This window comes from Streptomyces sp. NBC_00569 (assembly GCF_036345255.1).
Lineage (GTDB): Bacteria > Actinomycetota > Actinomycetes > Streptomycetales > Streptomycetaceae > Streptomyces.
In genome coordinates this window covers 7,962,584-7,981,161 of sequence record NZ_CP107783.1, presented here as the reverse complement: position 1 = coordinate 7,981,161, position 18,578 = coordinate 7,962,584, and the positions used below count along the sequence as shown (strand labels likewise).

Genomic DNA, 18,578 nt, shown 5'->3' with positions numbered 1-18,578 from the left:
GCGGGTGAGGTGCACGACAGTGCGCCAACTATGGCCGGTACCCGCTGACTTCCACCAGCGTTTCCGGGCCTGTCGTGGTGACCAATATTGGCCTGTACCACTGGCATGACCTGCGGCGGCGCGCGGGAAACCGGACGAGCGCCTCCCGTACCCTTGCGGGCGATGACCTTCCAGCACATGCCGCTCCCCCGGCTCGCCGCGACCCTGCGCGCCCTGCCGCCCTCCTGCGGCCCGGTGCGGCTGATCGCCGTCGACGGCCACGCGGGCTCCGGCAAGTCGACGTTCGCCGCCGGGCTCGCCGAGGCACTCGGTCGGGCGCCCGTCCTGCACCTCGACGATCTCGCCAGCCACGACGCCCTCTTCGGCTGGACGGCGCGGCTGCGTGAGCAGGTCATCGATCCGCTCTCCCGAGGCGAGAGCGCCCGGTACGAGCCGTACGACTGGAACGCCCGGCGCTTCTGCCCGCCGCGCGCCCTGGCGCCGGCGCCGGTGGTTCTGATGGAGGGCGTGGGCGCGGGCCGGCGCGCCGTGCGGCCGTTCCTGGCGGGGCTGTTGTGGATGGACACGCCTCAGGAGGTGTCCTGGGAACGGGGGCGGCGACGGGACGGGCCGGCGCAGAGCGAGTTCTGGGACGGCTGGATCCGTGCGGAGCGCGCGCACTTCGCCGACGACCCCTCGCGCCCCTTCGCCCGGACATTGGTGCGCGAGTGTCCTGAGGGCTACGAGGCACGTCAGATGCCTCCCGAGGCCCGACTTTCGACGCCTTCCGTCACTCACCGTGAAGGGCCGTCGGCAGCGCGCTGACCCCTTCCGAAGCCCCTTCCGCCAGTTTGCGCGAGTGCCTCAACTCGGCTTGACCGAGGGGCCGTACAGGACTTACGTTCTGAATGTGCGGTCTTTCGGGGCCGCCGGCAGACGCGAAGCCCCCGGTTGTTCCCCCGTGATCGGGGGCTTCGTTCTGCCCTGTTGCTCCCTTCGGGGGTGCGGTGAGCCCTGATTCGTTCACCCTCGGTCACCGTCAGGCCCCACCCTCACCTGCGCCGTCCGCCTCGGATCCGGCCCTGCGGCGCCCTCGGCCGACGACTGCTGCGCAGGTACGATGCCTCTCGGTGCGGCTTACGGACGGCTCGCGGTCCGCACCGTGACAACTCCCGTCCACGGCACATCGGTTCGACGCAGGAGCCGGCGGGCACCGGCCCGGCGGCGCACCACGGGGGCACGGTTTGTGGGGGACGTGATGGACTTCGGCACACAGGGCTCGCCCGGCCCGGCCGACCTCGCCTGGGTGCGTGGCGTGGACGCCTACACCATGGGCGCCTATCCGCAGGCCGAGGAGGAGTTCCGGGCCGCGGTCCGGATGGATCCCGGCATGGCCGACGGCTGGCTGGGGCTGCACGCGTTACGCATCGACACGACGACGGCGCTGCTGCGCATGTTCCGGCACCGCGACCGGTTCGGCGAGCAGCGCACCCGGCACCGGCGCACCCTGAACTCCTGGTACTGGCTCGGCTGGTGGGTGCAGCCCGTGCTCGAGCGGCCGCGCGATCTGCTGCTCGCCCACGCGTCGCACTGGCTCGACGGGCGCCATGTGCCGGACCTGGACGGGGCGTTGGCGACGCTGCCGCGGGTGGACGCCGATCCGCAGGTGCGGTTCCTCCACGCCTGCCGCGCCTACCTTGTCAAGGACTGGGAGCAGCTGGTCCGGCACACGGACCCGCTGCTCGACGACGGGCTGCTCGGCATCGAGGCCGGGCTCTTCGGCGGGATGGCCCGGGTGCGCCTGGAGATGTACGGGCAGGCCGAGCCGCTCCTGTCCGCCGCGCTGATGCGCTGCCGGAGTGAGCAGCCCCAGCGCAAGGAGCTGCGCTACTGGCTGGCCCGCGCGCACGAGGGCACCGGCCGCTCCGCCGCCGCGCTCCCCCTGTACCGGGCCGTGCACCGCGTGGACCCCGCCTTCATGGACACCTCGGCCCGCCTCGCGGCCATCGCCGAGAGCGACGGGTACGGCGACTTCGGCGACGGCACGGACCTCAGCCCCCTCACGATGACCGGGCTCGGCCAGGACGTGCTGGACGGCTCCGAGTCGATGGACCCGCTGTACGAGGGCGACGGGCGGAACCTGAAGGTGAGCGAGCCCGATCTGCCGCCGCCCGGCGCCGTGTCCGCCGAGACCGACGCGGTCCGTGAGAAGGCCGTCGTACCGATCACGCCGCAACTGCCCGCCGGCCCCGCCGACCCCGCACTGCTCGAGGAGGCCCTCGCCGAGCTGGAGCGGATGGTCGGCCTGGAACCGGTGAAGCGGCAGGTGAAGGCGCTCTCGGCGCAGTTGAACATGGCGCGTCTGCGGGCCGGTCAGGGCCTTCCCGTGCAACCGCCGAAACGGCACTTCGTCTTCTCGGGCCCCTCCGGCACGGGCAAGACCACCGTGGCCCGTATCCTCGGCCGCGTCTTCTACGCGCTCGGGCTGCTCGGCGGCGACCATCTCGTGGAGGCCCAGCGGGCCGACCTGGTCGGTGAGTATCTGGGCCAGACGGCCGTGAAGGCGAACGAGCTGATCGACTCGGCGATCGGCGGCGTCCTCTTCGTCGACGAGGCGTACGCCCTGTCGAACTCGGGCTACGGCAAGGGCGACGCGTACGGCGACGAGGCGCTCCAGGTCCTCCTGAAGCGCGCCGAGGACAACCGGGACCACCTCGTGGTGATCCTCGCGGGCTACCCGGAGGGCATGGACCGCCTCCTCGCGGCGAACCCCGGACTGTCCTCGCGCTTCACGACGCGGGTCGACTTCCCCTCGTACCGGCCCCTCGAACTCACCTCGATCGGCGAGGTGCTCGCCGCGGAGAACGGGGACATGTGGGACGAGGAGGCGCTCGACGAGCTGCGCTCCATCAGCGGACACGTCGTCGACCAGGGCTGGATCGACGAGCTCGGCAACGGAAGGTTCCTGCGGACGCTGTACGAGAAGTCGTGTGCCTACCGGGACCTGCGGCTGACGGGGTACACGACGACTCCGACGCGGGACGACCTGTCGACGCTGCGGCTACCCGATCTGATGCAGGCGTACGGTGAGGTGCTCTCGGGGCGCGGGCCCCAGGATCCGTCCGCGATGTGACACGGCGAAGGGGCGGGCCCGATCCGGGACCCGCCCCTTCGCCGTGTACGCCTGTCAGCCGGCCAGCGCCTCCTCCGGCGCCTCGGCCCGCGGCTCCGCCACCCGTGCCCCGGGCGCCTGAGCGTCCCGGTGCGCGGGGTCACGGACCTCGCCGACGAGCATCTCCAGGACGTCTTCCAGAGCGACCAGGCCGAGGACCCGGCCCGAGGCGTCGGCGACCTGCGCGAGATGCGTCGCGGCACGGCGCATCACCGTCAGGGCGTCGTCGAGCGGGAGTTCCGCGCGCAGCGTCGTCATGGGACGCCAGATCTGCTGCGGCACCGCGCGGTCGTGGTCGGCTGAGTCGATCAGGTCGAGGACGTCCTTCACATGCAGATAGCCCATGAAGGCGCCCCCCTCCGCGCAGACCGGGAAGCGGGAGTAGCCCGTACGGCCTGTCAGCTCGATGACCTGGCCGGGGGTGACCGAGGGGCCGACCGTGACCAGGGACGCCCGGTCGAGCAGGACGTCGGTGACCGGGCGCGAGCCCAGCTCCAGGGCGTCCTCCAGGCGTTCCTGCGCCTCGGGTTCGAGCAGCCCCGCCTGTCCGGAGTCCTCGACGAGCCGGCCGAGCTGCACGCTGGTGAAGACCGCCTCGACCTCGTCCCTCGGCTCGACCCCGAACAGCTTCAGCACGAGCCGGGCACAGGCGCCGAGGGCGACGGTGACCGGCCGGCACAGCCGCGCGAAGGCGACGAGGCCGGGGCTGAACCAGAGGGCGGTCTTCTCCGGCGCCGCCATCGCGAGGTTCTTCGGGATCATCTCGCCGATGACGAGGTGGAGGCTGACGACGGCGGCGAGCGCGATGACGTAGCCGAGGGGGTGGATCATTCCCTCGGGCAGGTGCATCGCCTCGAAGAGCGGCTCCAGCAGATGGGCGACCGTCGGCTCGGCGACCGCGCCGAGCGTCAAGGAGCAGACGGTGATGCCGAACTGGGCCGCCGCCATCATCTGCGGCAGGTGCTCCAGGCCGTACAGGACCTGCCGGGCCCGCTTGGTGTCCAGGGGCTCGATCTGGCTGCGGCGCACGGAGACGAGGGCGAACTCGGCGCCCACGAAGAAACCGTTGGCCAGCACGAGGAGGACGGTGAAGAACAGTTGGAGCGCGCTCATCGGGCGGCCTCCGCCAGCTGGGCGGCGTCCGCGCTCCGTACGATCCGGACGCGCTCCGCGCGGTAGTGGTCGACCTGACGCACGGCGAGCCGCCATCCGGGCAGCTCGGCCCGGTCACCGGGCGCGGGGATCCGGCCCAGCAGATCGGCGACGAGACCTGCGACGGTCTCGTACGGGCCTTCCGGTACGTCGAGTCCTATGCGGCGCAGGATGTCGACCCGGCAGCTGCCGTCGGCGTCCCACGCGGGGCGGCCGTCCTCGGACGGGGCGACCGCGAGCTCGGGCAGGTCGAGGCGGTCGTGCTCGTCGCGGACCTCGCCGACGAGCTCCTCGACGATGTCCTCCAGGGTGACCACCCCGGCCGTGCCGCCGTACTCGTCGACGACGACGGCGATGGGCTGCTCGCTGCGCAGGCGCTCCAGGAGGGGCTGCACCGGCAGCGTCTCCGGGACGAGCAGCGGGGCCTGGGCGATGCGGCTCACGGGAGTGCGCAGCCGCTCGTGCGCGGGCACCGCCAGGGCGTCCTTGAGGTGCACCATGCCGACGATCTCGTCGATCCGCTCGCGGTAGACCGGGAAGCGGGAGAGGCCGGTGGCGCGCGTGAGGTTGACGACGTCCTCGGCGGTCGCCGAGGACTGGAGCGCGCTGACCTTCACGCGCGGCGTCATGACGTGCTGGGCGGTGAGCTCGCCGAGGGACAGGGTGCGGACGAACAGGTCCGCCGTGTCCTGCTCCAGGGTGCCCGCCTGCGCGGAGTGTCTGGCCAGGGAGACGAGTTCACCGGGGGTGCGGGCCGAGGCCAGCTCGTCGGCGGGCTCGACGCCCAGGGCGCGTACGGCGCGGTTGGCCACGGCGTTGAGCAGCGCGATGACGGGCCTGAAGAGGCGCGAGAACACGTGCTGGGGGCCCGCGACGAACCGGGCGACCTGGAGCGGCTTGGACACCGCCCAGTTCTTCGGCACGAGCTCGCCGATCACCATCTGCACGGCGGAGGCCAGGAGCATGCCGAAGACCACGGAGACGCCGCCGACGGCGCCTGGCGGTACACCGACGGCGGTGAAGGGCCCCGCGAGCAGCGTGGCGAGCGCCGGTTCGGCGAGCATGCCGACGACCAGTGAGGTGATGGTGATGCCGAGTTGGGTGCCGGAGAGCTGGAAGGACAGCTCCTTGAGGGCGTTCACGACGGTACGGGCCCGTCGGTCGCCTTCGGCCGCGGCCTTCTCGGCGTCGGCGCGCTCCACCGTGACGAGGCCGAACTCGGCCGCCACGAAGAAGCCGTTGGCCAGGATCAGCAGGAATGCGGCTCCGAGGAGCAACAAAGGGATGGTCATGCCGCCGCCTCCGCGCACACAACGCGCAATTCGGTCGCGCTATGTCGGGAGGGGGCGGCGCATGTACTGCAGGACGAACCGTCCATCGCCGGAGGGAGTCACTCCTCGGTTAGCAGGAAACCCCCGGGGCCCTGGCGGACCCGTGGTCGGGAGCGGGGCGGCGATGTGCGCGCGCCCCGCCACCAGATTAATCAAGACGGGGGTGGAAGCGTCAGGGCGTGCGGCCCTGAGTCAGCCCTGAAGTTCCACGGAGGCCGTGGAGCGGGCCTCGCTGAGGGCGCGCAGGGCACGCGCGTCGGCGAGGGCACGCTCCTTGGCCATGGCGGGCTGGATGCCCATGGCCGCAAGGCTTGTGCCGTCGCTGAGGTTGAGGAACACCCAGGGGTCGCCGGGCCGCAGGGTGACCTGGACGATCTCCGCCCAGGCCAGGCGGCGGCTGCGTGCGATGTTCACCACGGTGACGCCCTCGTCGTCCGCCACGACCTTGGGCCGGGCGAGCAGGACGAGCCCGCCGAGGAGGAGCGCCCCCGTGAAGATGAACGTGAGTCGGTCGCCCGGGTTGAGGCTGCCCAGCATGAGGGCGATGGCGGTGAGAGTGACGAACATCGCGCCGCCGAGGCCGAGCAGGACGGCCCGGGTGCGGGCCGGCCGGAAGGTGACGGGCAGCGTGGGGACTTCGGACATGGGTGCGGTCCTCAGAGGCGGCAGGCGTGGATGGCCGTGGTCAGGATGGCCCGCGCGCCGAGTTCGTACAGGTCGTCCATGATGCGCTGGGCGCTCTTGGCGGGGACCATCGCACGGACGGCGACCCAGCCCTCGTTGTGCAGGGGCGAGACCGTCGGCGACTCGAGACCCGGGGTGAGGGCGACGGCCTGCTCCAGGTGCTCGGCGCGGCAGTCGTAGTCCATCATCACGTACGTCCTGGCGACCAGGACGCCCTGGAGACGGCGCAGGAACTGCTGGACCTTGGGCTCTTCGGCAGCCGCGCCGGAGCGGCGGATCACGACGGCCTCGGACTTCATGATGGGCTCGCCGAAGACCTCGAGGCCCGCGTTGCGCAGGGAGGTACCGGTCTCGACGACGTCCGCGATGACCTGGGCGACGCCCAGCTCGATGGCCGTCTCGACGGCGCCGTCGAGGTGGACGACGGAGGCGTCGACGCCGGACTCGGCGAGGTGCTTGCCGACGATGCCCTCGTAAGAGGTGGCGATCGTCTTGCCCGCGAGGTCCTCGAGGCCGGAGACGGTGCCCGGCTTGGCCGCGAAGCGGAACGTGGAGCGGGCGAAGCCGAGCGGCAGGATGACCTCGGCGTTGACGCCGGAGTCGATCAGCAGGTCCTCGCCGGTGATGCCGATGTCGAGCTTGCCCGAGGACACGTAGATCGCGATGTCCTTGGGCCGCAGGTAGAAGAACTCCACCTCGTTGACCGGGTCGACGAGGACGAGCTCCTTGGACTCCTTGCGCTGCTGGTATCCGGCCTCATGGAGCATCGCCGACGCAGGTCCGGACAGTGAACCCTTGTTGGGGACGGCGATGCGCAGCATGAGGTCGGATTCCTTTGCGTTCAGGAGGGGTGTGACGTGCGAGTGGGAACTTGACGCCGGCTCTAGAGGTGGGCGTAGACGTCGTCGAGGGAGATTCCCCGGGCGACCATCATCACCTGGACGTGGTACAGCAGCTGCGAGATCTCCTCGGCAGCGGCCTCCTTGCCCTCGTGCTCGGCGGCCATCCAGACTTCGGCGGCCTCCTCGACGACCTTCTTGCCGATGGCATGGACACCCTTGTCCACCAGTTCGGCGGTGCGGGACGTCGCGGGGTCGCCGTTCTTGGCCTTGAGCTGAAGCTCGGCGAAGAGCTCTTCGAAGGTTTTGTTCGCCATGATGGTCCTAAGACTACGGGGTTCGCCCGGCCACTCAGCGCCAGGGTTCGCTGACCGAGCGCAGTGTGGCCGCCGTGGCGACGGCCGCCGTGACGGCCTCGTGGCCCTTGTCCTCGTTCGAGCCCTCGATTCCGGCGCGGTCGAGGGCCTGCTCCTCGGTGTCACACGTCAGCACGCCGAAGCCGACGGGGACGCCGGTGTCGATGGAGACCTGGGTGAGCCCCATGGTGACGCCCTGACACACGTACTCGAAGTGCGGGGTGCCGCCCCGGATGACGACGCCGAGGGCGACGATCGCGTCGTAGCCGCGGCCCGCGAGGACCTTGGCGACGACGGGGAGCTCGAAGCTGCCCGGGACCCGAAGGAGGGTCGGCTCGTCGATGCCGAGCTCGTGCAGGGCGCGCAGGGCGCCGTCCACGAGGCCGTCCATCACCTTCTCGTGCCACTGCGCCGCGATGACGGCGACGCGCAGGTCACCGCAGTTGCGTACGGACAGTTCGGGTGCGCCCTTGCCACTCACGTTGCTCCTCAGTGCTTGTGTGGTGCTGTGTGCTGTGTGCTGTGTGTCGTGTGTCGTCTGAAGGGGGTACGGGCTACTGGTTCGCGCAGGTCGTGGACGCGGGGGCGTCCAGCCAGGGCAGGTCGTGGCCCATCCGGTCCCGCTTGGTGCGCAGGTAACGGAGGTTGTGCTCGCCCGCCTGGACCGGCATGGACTCGCGGGCTACGACCTTGAGGCCGTGCCGCAGGAGCGCGTCGGTCTTGTCGGGGTTGTTGGTCAGCAGGCGCAGGCCGCGCACGCCGAGGTCCTCGAGGATCTGGGCGCCCGCCGCGTAGTCCCGCGAGTCGGCCGGAAGACCCAGTTCCAGGTTGGCGTCCAGCGTGTCGCGGCCGCGCTCCTGGAGCTCGTAGGCGCGCAGCTTGGAGAGCAGGCCGATGCCGCGTCCTTCGTGGCCGCGCAGGTAGACGACGATGCCGCGTCCCTCCTCGGTGATGCGCCGCATCGACTCCTCCAGCTGGGGGCCGCAGTCGCAGCGCAGCGAGTGGAAGACGTCGCCGGTGAGGCACTCGGAGTGGACCCGCACGAGGACGTCGTCGCCGTCGCCGATCTCGCCGTGGACGAGGGCGACATGCTCGACACCGTCGACCGTGGAGCGGTAGCCGTATGCCGTGAAGTCGCCGAAGGCGGTGGGCAGATTGACCTCTGCCTCACGGCGGACCGTCGGCTCGGAGGAGCGGCGGTAGGCGATCAGGTCCTCGATGGAGATGATCGTCAGGCCGTGCTTGCGGGCGAACGGGATGAGCTCGGGCAGGCGCAGCATCGTGCCGTCCTCGCCCGCGATCTCGACGATCGCGCCGGCGGGGCGCAGGCCCGCGAGCCGGGCGAGGTCGACGGCCGCCTCGGTGTGGCCGTTCCTGACCAGGACGCCGCCGGACTTGGCGCGCAGCGGGAAGATGTGGCCCGGCCGCACGAAGTCGCCGGCCTCGGCGGTGCCGCCGGCCAGGAGCTGGAGCGTGGTGGCGCGGTCGGCGGCGGAGATGCCGGTGGTCACGCCGTGCGCGGGGCCCGCGTCGACGGAGACCGTGAAGGCGGTGCGCATCGACTCGGTGTTGTTCTCGACCATCTGCGGCAGCTGGAGGCGCTCCAGCTCGTCGTTCTCCATGGGAGCGCAGATCAGGCCGCGGCACTCGCTCATCATGAAGGCGACGACCTCGGGGGTCGCCTTCTCGGCCGCGATGACGAGGTCGCCCTCGTTCTCGCGGTCCTCGTCGTCGACGACCACGACGGGCCGGCCGTTCGCGATGTCGCGGATCGCCTGCTCGACGGGGTCGAGCGACAGGTCCGAGGTGTCCTCGTCGTGCGAGGTGCTGTACCAGACGTTGGTGCCTGCAGGAGCGGCGCGCAGCGCCTCGTTGAGGGCGGTGGTGGGAGACGGGTGGGAGGTCATGCCGGTGCTCCTTCCAGGGCGGGCTGCGAGGCCGAGCGGGACCGCAGCCACCAGTCGCGCATGCCCCACAGGACGAGCGCGCCGTAGATCACGTAGACGAAACCGGAGAAGGCGAATCCGTTGGCGAAGTTCAGCGGTACGCCCACCAGGTCGACGAGCAGCCAGGCGAACCAGAACTCGACCATGCCGCGCGCCTGGGCGTACATGGCGACGATCGTGCCGACGAAGATGTACGCGTCCGGCCAGGGGTCCCACGAAAGCGTGGGGAAGGCGGTGAACAGGCCGCCGACCGCCAGGGTGCCGAGTGCGGCGGCGCCCAGCAGGTAGCCGCGCTCGCGCCAGGTGGCGAACCGGACGGCGAGGGAGCCGTCCTGGGCCTGCCCCTTGCCGCGGTTCCACTGCCACCAGCCCCACCCGGCGACGACGATGACCACGAGCTGCTTGCCCGCGCTGCCCGAGAGGTGGGCTGTCGCGAAGGCCGTGAGCAGGATGAGGCCGGAGACGAGCTGCGCGGGCCAGGTCCAGATCGAGCGGCGCCAGCCGAGCGCGAGGGCGACCAGACCGACGGTGTTGCCGATCATGTCGGACCACATGATGTGCTGGCCGAAGAGCGTGAACGCCTCGGAGTTCAGCCAGTTCAGGCTCACTTGGTGGCCTCCTGGGCACGGTCGCCGAGCAGCCGCTCGACGTACTTGGCGATGACGTCGACCTCGAGGTTGACCGGGTCGCCGGCCTGCTTCAGGCCGAGCGTGGTCAGGGCGAGGGTGGTGGGGATGAGGCTGATGGTGAAGTAGTCGGGGCCCGCGTCGACGACCGTGAGGCTCACTCCGTCGACGGTGATGGAGCCCTTCTCGACGACGTAGCGCGCGAGGTGCGCCGGGAGCGAGACCTTGACGATCTCCCAGTTCTCCGACGGCTTGCGCTCGACGATGCTGCCCGTGCCGTCGACGTGTCCCTGCACAATGTGTCCGCCCAGGCGCGCGCCGACAGCGGTGGGGCGCTCCAGGTTGACCCGGGAGCCGACCGCGAGGGCGCCGAGGCTGGAGCGGTCGAGGGTCTCCGCCATGACATCGGCGGTGAACTCGTCGCCCTCGTGCTCCACGACCGTCAGACAGACGCCGTTGACGGCGATGGAGTCGCCGTGACGGGCCCCTTCGGTGACGACGGGGCCGCGCAGCCTGAAGCGGGAGGCGTCGCCGAGTTCCTCGACGGCAGTGATCTCGCCCAGCTCTTCGACGATTCCGGTGAACACTTCAGTGCTCCTTCGTTGCAGGGGCCGCGGGGCCGACAAGGGCGGCGGTGAGGCGCAACGCCTCAGGGCCGGCGGGGATTCCTGAAGGAGCGAAGGACGCGTGCGGGCGCACGGCTGCTCGCCGGGCGGGCACTGCGGAAGTGGTGGCCACCGGGTCCTCCTGCCTCTTCGGGCACGGACTCCGGGGCACTGTCGCGATACGGCGACAGAACGTACGGGCGAGGACACCGAGGACGACGCCGAATGAGACCTGTCCCTGAGGACAAGTCGAAACAGACGGCGGCGCGCACGAATGCCCGCCCGCCGCGCACTGCCTCCCATCCGGACTTTAACCGTCGGTCCAGGAATTTCACCTGGTCAACCGGCCGCTGGAAGCGACCGGGTCGCGGACTGTAACCGCCGGTTCGGACTTTCACCGACCCCGGAGTGCGCTGCTTCTGGTACAGGGCCAGTGTGCCACGTCCACGCGTGGGCCAAACGGGTGATCGACTGTGGGCTGGCTCACAGGCCGTGTGCGTGGACTCGCGCAGCGTTCCGGGCGGTCACCTCTGCCAGGGTAAGAGCGCGACGATCGCAACCGCCGACGCGTTCGAGTCCGCCGTCCGCACATGTTCGGGCTCGCGCAGGGCTGTCGCCGGTTCTGAGCGGGCGAGGGACATCCCACCGCGGAGCCGTGCGCGGACTTTCAGCGGTCCGTCGGCGCGAAGAGGTCGTCCTGCGCCCCGTCCCGCGCCATGAGCAGCGCTCCCCGCAGCACCGCCGCGCCGCCGAGGGCGCCGGCCCGCACCTCGGTGGGCAGGGGAGACATGGCGGCGAGGCGGGTGGCGACGAGGGTCGCGAGGCGGTCGCCTCCCGCGCGGCCGACCTCGCCGCCCAGGACGAGGCAGCCGGGGTCGAGGACGGCGACGACGGAGGCGGCCCCGAGGACGAGCCGGCCGGCGAGTGCGTCGAGGAAGCGTGCGGCGGGCGTCCCGGGCTCCGCCCGTACCGCTTCGCGGACGAGCGCCGCGGCGGCCGGCTCCCCCGGTGCGGCCGCCGGGTCCACCAGGCCGTGGGCGCGGGCGAGTTCGGCGATGGCGGCGGATCCGGCCAGCGAGTGGAAGCCTCCGTCACACCCGGTCGCGGACGGGAGTCCGGCCGTGCCCGGCACGGGCAGGAAGCCGATCTCGCCAGTGCCGCCGGAGGCCCCTCGGCGCAGGACGCCGTCGAGGACGACGGCGGCGCCGATGCCGTGGCCCAGCCAGAGCAGGGCGAACGTGTCGCGGTCGCGGGCGGCGCCGTCGCGCTGTTCGGCGAGGGCGGCGAGGTTGGTCTCGTTCTCCACCAGGACGCGGGCCGGCAGGCGTTCGTGGAGGGCGGCGACGAGGCGACGGTGCCACTCAGGCAGGCCCGACGAGTCACGGAGTTCACCGGTGACGGGGTCGACGAGGCCGGGGGCGCCGATTCCCACGGTGTGCAGGGGCTCGGCGCCCGCCTCCTTCGCGGTGCGCTCGACCAGGGCGACGGCCCGTTCGACGGCGGGGCCGGTGCCCCCTTCGTCGTCGATGGGCGCGGATGCCTCGGCGAGGACGGTGCCCACGAGGTCGGCGACGGTGAGGGTGACGCCCTCGGTGCGGACGTCGAGCGCGGCGAGATGGGCGAGCCCGGAGACGATCCCGTGGAGTTTGGCGTTGGGGCCGCGGCGCTGGGCGCCTGCTTCGCCGACGACCTCGATCAGGCCCTGGGCCGTGAGCCGCTCGACGAGGTCGGCGACGGAGGGCCGGGACAGGCCGGTGAGCTCTTTCAACTGCCCGGCCGTCAGGGGGCCTTCGCTCTGGAGGAGGCGCAGCGCGAGCCGGTCGTTGATGGCCCTGGCGGTACTCGGTGATGCGGGCATGGCGCGGATCCTTTCAGATCGCCTTCGCTGCCGGGACCGGGGCCGTGCGGGGAGACCGGTGGGAAACCGACTATTTATCAGGCAGGGTTCCTGATAGTTTACGCCAGCAGCCTGGGGACGGATCGGGAGGGGCACGCCGGATGAGCGAAGTGGTTTACAGGGCAAGGGAGTTGAAGCGCGCGCGCTATGCGGTCGCGACTGTCTTCTGCGTCCATGGAGCGGTCACCGGGTCCTTCGCGACCCGTGTGCCCTGGATCCAGGACCACGCGGGGGTCAGCGCGGGCCAGCTCGGTATCGCGCTCGCCTTCCCCGCGCTCGGCGCCTCGGTGGCGATGCCGCTCGCGGGCTGGGTGAGCCACCGGTTCGGCGCGCGCACGGCGCTGCGCGGCCTGCTCGCCCTGTGGACGCTCGCGCTGATCCTGCCCTCACTCGCGCCGAATCTGGCCGTGCTGTGCGTGGCGCTGTTCGCGTACGGCGCGTCGGCGGGCATGTCGGACGTGGCGATGAACGCGCTGGGCGTCGAGGTCGAGAACCGACTCGACCGGTCGATCATGTCGAGCCTGCACGGCATGTGGAGCGTGGGCGCCCTCATCGGATCGGCGGCCGGCACGCTGGCCGCGCACCTCGGCTCCGACGCGCGTCTGCACCATCTGCTCGCCGCGGCGACCCTGACGGCCGTGGGCTTCATCGCGTGCGGCGGCGTGCTGGACCTGCACCCCACGGAGGACGAGGAGCCGCCGCCGCGCTTCGCGCTGCCGCCCAGGTCGGCGCTGCTGATCGGCGCGGTCGGCTTCTGTGCCGTCTTCGCCGAGGGGGCGAGCCTGGACTGGTCGGCGGTCTATCTGCGGGACGTCCTCGACACGTCCGCCGGACTCGCGGCCGCGTGCACCACCGCGTTCACGCTCACGATGGCCGTGGCGCGGCTCGCCGGCGACAGGATCGTGGACCGGTTCGGCGCGGTGCGCACCGTGCGGGTCGGCGGGGTCGGCGCCGCGCTCGGCGGACTGCTCGTGGTGGTGGCGCCGAATCCGGCGGTCGCGATGGCCGGTTTCGGCCTGATGGGCCTCGGGATCGCGGTGGTCGTACCGCTCGCCTTCGCGGCGGCGGGGCGCAGCGGACCGAATCCGAGCCAGGCCATCGCCGGCGTCGCCACCATCACGTACACCTCGGGGCTCATCGCCCCCTCCGCGATCGGGACGGTCGCCGACGCGACGAGCCTGGTGGTGTCGTTCGGCCTGGTGACGTTCCTGGCGTGCGGGCTCGCGGTGTTCGCGGGGGTGCTGCGCACGGGGGACCGTACGCGGACGAAGCAGGCCGAGGTCAGTCCTGCGTCCGCAGGAGTTCACGGCCAAGGTTCCTGAACATCTCGCTCCAGGGGGCGGGGCGCAGGGTGGCCGGATCGAGGCGGACGAGGACACGCGTGCCGTGGGCGTAGGTCGTCCCACCGTCGGCCGAGCAGAAGCGGAAGCCGTACGTGAGGCCGGTGGTGCCGAGCCGGTCGAGCCAGAGATGCACGGCGTACGCGCCGGGGCGGCTGACCGGCGCGTCGTAGGTGATGCGCAGCTCCTTGACCGCGTTGCAGAAGTCGCCGGCCGCCACCCAGTCGCCCTCGAAGACGAGGCCGCGCTCCGCCCACAGCGCGGTCCAGGCGCGCTCGACCATCACCGGGTAGCGGGCGTTGTGGAGCAGGCCGAGCGCGTCGAGGTCGTCGAAGTGGACGGTGACGGGGACGAGCTGTCCGTGGGACTGGGCGGGGCGGGCGAGGGCTTCGGCGGTCACGGGTGGGGCTCCTGATGCGGTACGTACAAGAGCCCCATCGTACGACCTTGAACTAAGCAAACGCTCAGGAGGCCGGGTCGGGGTGACGCGACCCGTTCAGCCCGCGATCGAGTCGAGCTGTTCGGCCGCCGGGCGCAGCGCCCACAGGTCCCCGCCGGGCGGCGTCTCCAGATGCGGGACCGCCCGCTTCGCCGCGGCGCTCCCGGCGTCGGCGGCGGCGTGCACGATGTCGCTCGCCGCGAACCGGTGGAACTCCAGCTCGGGGTGCGGCCACGCGGTCTCCCCGGTGGCCGCGGGCAACAGATAGTCGACGGCCTTGAACAGGCTCTGCCCGTCCGGGCCGCGGTACGACCACAGGTCCACGCCGACATGCCGCCCGATCGCGGCGAGCCGGGTGTAGGCGACCAGGTCGAAGGTCGAGTAGTGCCAGCTGCGGGTCCTGGCGAGTTCCTGCGGCTGACTGCCGTCGCCCGCGATCTGCGGGGCGATGCGCCTGGCTCGGGCGTCGAGGACGGTGCGGCGGGCGAGGGCGGTGTCACCGGTGGCGTAGGCGAGGGCCGCGACCTGGAGGTCGTAGAACGTGCCGTGGTTGTTCTCGGCGGCGCCCTCCTGCGCGCCGAAGTCGCTGTTCACGAGCCAGCCGAGGAAGTCCCTGTTCCACTCCCCCATCGCCGAGCGGTCACCCTTCGACCAGCCGGGGGCGCCCGTGCCGAGGAGGGCGACGGCGTCGGTGACGCTCGTGTACGACTGCGAGAAGTCGATGATGCCGATGGCCCGGCCGTCGTACTTGCAGGGGATGAACTGGGCGTGGTCCAGGTTCGGGTTCATGCGCGTGTCCGGGTCGAGGAACCAGGTGCGCAGGACCGTGGCGGCCTTCTCCGCGTACTCCTTGCGGCCCGTGTAGTACCAGGCGAGGGCGAGGTCGTACGTCGAGTCGAAGACCTTCTCCACGTCCTGGCGGTCGGTCCCGGTGTCGACCTCGGGGTTGCGCTGCCCGTCGCGCTGGACGTACGGGCAGCCCCAGGGGTTGTCGGCGGTGGGCGTCTGCGAGGGCCACCAGTAGGGGGCCTGGCTCAGGTAGTCGTGGACGTCGCCGCCGGGCGCGGGCTTCGGTTTGTCGACGACGGTCCAGGGGCCCTGGTCCAGCCAGGTGTCGGCGCGGGCCGTCAAGTCCCTTACGGTGCGCTTGAGTTGCGGGTCGCCGTGGTCGAGGCGCTGCTTGGTCCGCAGCAGGCGTTCGCCGTCGAGGACGGCGGTACGCGGGGCGCTCACGCCGGCCGTCGCGGACTGGGCCGGGACCAGCACGGCGGCGAGGGCCGCCGCGGCAGTGAGCAGGGCACCGAGACGCACACGGGATCTGGCACGCATCACAACTCCCATCACATATCTGAACGACGTTCATGGATCGAGCCGTGTGAGCGTAGGGCGCCGAGGTGGGCGTGACAATGCCCCCGGCAGGGATTCATGGATGGGATCGGGGCCGTCGGCCGTGGCGCGAAAGGGGCCTTACGGCGCATTAACATGGCGGCGATCATTTCGAGCCACGGAAGCACCACAGAAAGCAGAACTCATATGGACCTCGGTGTGCGCTGGAAACTTCACGGCGACGGGCGCACCCCGGCTCCAGGCGCCGTCGTGCGCCCGGACGAGCGGCTCTCCTGGCCGCGCACACTCGGGCTCGGCGCCCAGCACGTCGTCGCGATGTTCGGCGCGTCCTTCGTGGCGCCCGTCCTGATGGGTCTCGACCCGAACCTCGCGATCATGATGTCCGGCGTCTCGACCGTGATCTTCCTGCTCGCCACCCGTGGCCGCGTGCCCAGCTATCTGGGCTGCTCGCTCTCCTTCGTCGGCGTCGCCGCGGTGATCCGGGCGCAGGGCGGGACCAGCGCGACGGTGACCGGAGCGGTGTTCGTGGTCGGCGCCGCGCTGTTCCTGGTGGGGCTCGCGGTGCAGAAGTTCGGCGCGCGGATCATCCACGCCGCGATGCCGCCGATCGTCACCGGTGCGGTGGTCATGCTGATCGGGTTCAACCTCGCGCCGGTGACGGCGTCGACGTATTGGCCGCAGGACCAGTGGACCGCGCTCCTCGTGATGCTGTTCACCGGTCTGGCCGTCGTGTGCCTGCGCGGTTTCTGGTCCCGCATCGCGATCTTCCTCGGGCTGCTCTTCGGCTACGGCATCTCCTGGGTGTTCGACCGGATCTTCGGCCGGATCCACTCGCCCTCCGGCGGCGCCGAGGCCGTCGACCACTGGCGCCTGGACCTGTCCGGTGTCGGCAAGGCCGACTGGATCGGCCTGCCCTCCTTCCACGCGCCGTCGTTCCAGTGGTCGGCGATCCTCGTCGCGCTGCCCGTAGTGATCGCGCTGATCGCCGAGAACGCCGGACACGTCAAGGCCGTCGGCGAGATGACCGGCGACGACCTCGACGACAAGCTCGGCACCGCGATCTCCGCCGACGGTGTCGGCTCCATGCTCTCCACCGCGGTCGGCGGCCCGCCCAACACGACGTACTCCGAGAACATCGGCGTGATGGCCGCGACCCGCGTCTACTCGACGGCCGCGTACTGGGCCGCCGCCGGCTTCGCCCTGCTCTTCGGCCTGTGCCCCAAGTTCGGCGCGATCGTGGCCGCCATCCCGGGCGGCGTGCTCGGCGGCATCACCGTCATCCTCTACGGCATGATCGGCCTGCTCGGCGCGCAGATCTGGATCAACGCCAAGGTCGACCTGCGCAACCCGCTGAACCTCGTCCCCGCCGCCGCGGGCATCATCATCGGCGTCGGCAACGTGTCCCTGAAGTTCACCGACAACTTCTCGCTGAGCGGCATCGCGCTGGGCACCATCGTCGTCATCACCGGCTACCACGCGCTGCGCGCCATGGCCCCCGCGCACCTCAAGACGCAGGAGCCGCTCCTCGACTCGGGCACCTCGACGTACGACGACCCGCCCTCGGACGACGGCGGTCAGTCCGCCAGGTCGTAGGCGTAGTCGGGGGCGAACGTTCCCGGCTCGCCCTTGCAGCCGTCCGACTCCCCCGGCAGCTTCACCCACAAGTAGGCGTCGATCCCGCGCTCCCCGGTGCGCAGGGTCGGCGCCTGCCCCAGTTTGCGGCCCGAGGGGTCGCACCACGCGCCGTCCGCCGGGGCGCCGTTGCCGTTGCGGCTGGTGTCGATCACGGCGCCCAGGGACGGCGGGCCGCCCATCGCCGCCAGGACCCGGCGGGCGTAGGCCACTTCGGCGGACGTGCGGTTGAAGTTGGAGACGTTCGTGAAGACGCCGTCGGACGAGGCCGGCGACGCGGCGCCCGCCGCCCGCAGCCGGGCCGCCTGAGTACCGGCGGGGTTCCAGTCGGAGTGACCGGCGTCGTAGTACACCCTGGCTCTGGGGTTCGCCGACTTGAAGGCGCGGCCCGCGCGGGCCAGCGCCGCGTACCGGTCGGCGAGCTGCCCGCCGGAGAGGCACTCGGTCTGGGAGAGCGCGTCGGGTTCGAGGATCACGACGACCTCGCCCGATCCCAGGCCCGCCGCGAACCTCCGCACCCAGCCGTCGTACGCGGCGATGTCGGGCGCCCCGCCCTCCGAGGCACCCCCGCAGTCGCGCTCGGGGATCGCGTACGGCACGAGCACCGGCACCCGGCCCTCGCGCGCCGCCGTGGACGTCACCGCACGCACCCGGGACGTGATGGTGCCGGGCGTGAAGTCGGCGAACCAGACCGCGGCGGGCCGGTCGGCGATCCGCGACTCGATGAGGGGGCGACGCGGGTCGGAGCGGTGGGCCCTGGCCCAGTCGAGGACCTGGGAGTCGGTGTGCCGGTACAGGCGCGTGGAGGCGGGCGCCACGGACTTCCCCGTGGACGCCCTCGGAGTGGGCTTCGGCTTCTGCTTCACGGTCTTCGAACTCGACAGGGAGGGCGAGGGGCCCGAGGCCGGGGCGGATGTCGCGGTCGGCACGGCGGGCAGCGGAAGCAGGTCGGGCGAACGCGTCACCCGGGGCCGCGCCACATCGCCGCCCCCGGACCCGTCGAGCGCCGACACCACCCCGGTGACCGTGCCGACCGCCGCGACCAGCGACGCGGCCGCCGCCATGGCCCCCCGGCGGGCCGCGCCCCTGCGCTCGGCGCGACGCTCGGCCAGCCTCTGCGCACGTAAGCCTGACACGCTGTTCTCCCCTTCCCCCCACGCGCGGCGCCCGGCCCGTTCCCCCGTTCTGGGGAAGCCCCCGGCCAGGCGGTACCCGCGCCACCCTAGGCTTGAG

17 protein-coding genes and 1 riboswitch are annotated in these 18,578 nt (G+C 71.7%); of the genes, 4 read left to right on the top strand and 13 right to left on the bottom strand.

All coding sequences use genetic code 11. The features are described 5' to 3' along the window. Positions 1-162 precede the first annotated feature (162 nt). Complete coding sequence (locus OHO83_RS35955; protein ID WP_329436105.1) at positions 163-804, top strand: uridine kinase family protein; 642 nt, start codon at positions 163-165, stop codon at positions 802-804. Between the two features lie 433 nt (positions 805-1,237). Continuing rightward, positions 1,238-3,112: an AAA family ATPase gene (locus OHO83_RS35950; RefSeq protein ID WP_266668312.1), complete on the top strand. Its 1,875-nt coding sequence runs from the start codon at positions 1,238-1,240 to the stop codon at positions 3,110-3,112. A gap of 54 nt (positions 3,113-3,166) precedes the next feature. On the opposite strand, the gene OHO83_RS35945 is transcribed toward OHO83_RS35950, so the two are convergent. The 10 genes from OHO83_RS35945 to OHO83_RS35900 form a co-directional block, all read right to left on the bottom strand. Continuing rightward, entirely contained in the window at positions 3,167-4,264 is a 1,098-nt protein-coding gene (locus OHO83_RS35945) for a hemolysin family protein (RefSeq protein ID WP_266668314.1), read from the bottom strand. Continuing rightward, on the bottom strand, positions 4,261-5,595 hold the full coding sequence (locus OHO83_RS35940; RefSeq protein WP_266668316.1) for a hemolysin family protein: 1,335 nt from the start codon (positions 5,593-5,595) through the stop codon (positions 4,261-4,263). Before OHO83_RS35940 ends, OHO83_RS35945 begins: the two co-directional genes overlap by 4 nt. A gap of 231 nt (positions 5,596-5,826) precedes the next feature. Continuing rightward, on the bottom strand, positions 5,827-6,279 hold the full coding sequence (locus OHO83_RS35935; RefSeq protein WP_266668318.1) for a PH domain-containing protein: 453 nt from the start codon (positions 6,277-6,279) through the stop codon (positions 5,827-5,829). Between the two features lie 11 nt (positions 6,280-6,290). Then, a complete protein-coding gene (gene hisG, locus OHO83_RS35930) occupies positions 6,291-7,139 on the bottom strand; it encodes an ATP phosphoribosyltransferase (protein WP_266668320.1) in 849 nt (282 codons plus the stop codon). Between the two features lie 62 nt (positions 7,140-7,201). Further along, positions 7,202-7,474, bottom strand: a complete 273-nt coding sequence (locus tag OHO83_RS35925) for a phosphoribosyl-ATP diphosphatase (protein WP_100597453.1) — start codon at positions 7,472-7,474, stop codon at positions 7,202-7,204. Between the two features lie 34 nt (positions 7,475-7,508). Further along, positions 7,509-7,994: a 6,7-dimethyl-8-ribityllumazine synthase gene (gene ribH, locus OHO83_RS35920; protein ID WP_266668323.1), complete on the bottom strand. Its 486-nt coding sequence runs from the start codon at positions 7,992-7,994 to the stop codon at positions 7,509-7,511. A gap of 73 nt (positions 7,995-8,067) precedes the next feature. Beyond that, complete coding sequence (locus OHO83_RS35915; protein WP_266668325.1) at positions 8,068-9,420, bottom strand: bifunctional 3,4-dihydroxy-2-butanone-4-phosphate synthase/GTP cyclohydrolase II; 1,353 nt, start codon at positions 9,418-9,420, stop codon at positions 8,068-8,070. Beyond that, a complete protein-coding gene (locus tag OHO83_RS35910) occupies positions 9,417-10,061 on the bottom strand; it encodes a nicotinamide mononucleotide transporter family protein (protein ID WP_266569488.1) in 645 nt (214 codons plus the stop codon). Before OHO83_RS35910 ends, OHO83_RS35915 begins: the two co-directional genes overlap by 4 nt. A 2-nt stretch (positions 10,062-10,063) precedes the next feature. Next, positions 10,064-10,672, bottom strand: a complete 609-nt coding sequence (locus tag OHO83_RS35905; protein ID WP_100597450.1) for a riboflavin synthase — start codon at positions 10,670-10,672, stop codon at positions 10,064-10,066. Between the two features lie 303 nt (positions 10,673-10,975). Further along, positions 10,976-11,106, bottom strand: a riboswitch (FMN riboswitch). A 251-nt stretch (positions 11,107-11,357) separates the two neighbouring features. Next, a complete protein-coding gene (locus OHO83_RS35900; RefSeq protein ID WP_266668327.1) occupies positions 11,358-12,548 on the bottom strand; it encodes an ROK family transcriptional regulator in 1,191 nt (396 codons plus the stop codon). A 140-nt stretch (positions 12,549-12,688) separates the two neighbouring features. Here OHO83_RS35900 and OHO83_RS35895 point away from each other — a divergent pair, with 140 nt between their 5' ends. Further along, positions 12,689-13,909 carry an MFS transporter gene (locus tag OHO83_RS35895; protein ID WP_330280298.1) on the top strand — a complete coding sequence of 407 codons (1,221 nt, stop codon included), beginning with the start codon at positions 12,689-12,691 and terminating at the stop codon, positions 13,907-13,909. On the opposite strand, the gene OHO83_RS35890 is transcribed toward OHO83_RS35895, so the two are convergent. Further along, positions 13,869-14,327 carry an acyl-CoA thioesterase gene (locus OHO83_RS35890; protein WP_266668330.1) on the bottom strand — a complete coding sequence of 153 codons (459 nt, stop codon included), beginning with the start codon at positions 14,325-14,327 and terminating at the stop codon, positions 13,869-13,871. The genes OHO83_RS35895 and OHO83_RS35890 overlap by 41 nt on opposite strands. Positions 14,328-14,423: 96 nt before the next feature. Further along, the gene (locus tag OHO83_RS35885) at positions 14,424-15,695 is read right to left on the bottom strand and encodes an alginate lyase family protein (RefSeq protein WP_266668332.1); all 1,272 of its coding nucleotides are present in this window, start codon (positions 15,693-15,695) and stop codon (positions 14,424-14,426) included. 204 nt (positions 15,696-15,899) lie between these two features. Here OHO83_RS35885 and OHO83_RS35880 point away from each other — a divergent pair, with 204 nt between their 5' ends. Beyond that, positions 15,900-17,306 (top strand): uracil-xanthine permease family protein, encoded by a 1,407-nt coding sequence (locus tag OHO83_RS35880; protein WP_227293614.1) that lies wholly within the window; start codon positions 15,900-15,902, stop codon positions 17,304-17,306. Here OHO83_RS35880 and OHO83_RS35875 read toward each other — a convergent pair. Next, positions 17,288-18,481 carry a glycoside hydrolase family 6 protein gene (locus tag OHO83_RS35875; RefSeq protein WP_443066072.1) on the bottom strand — a complete coding sequence of 398 codons (1,194 nt, stop codon included), beginning with the start codon at positions 18,479-18,481 and terminating at the stop codon, positions 17,288-17,290. The two genes, OHO83_RS35880 and OHO83_RS35875, sit on opposite strands and share 19 nt — an antisense overlap. Positions 18,482-18,578: the final 97 nt, after the last annotated feature.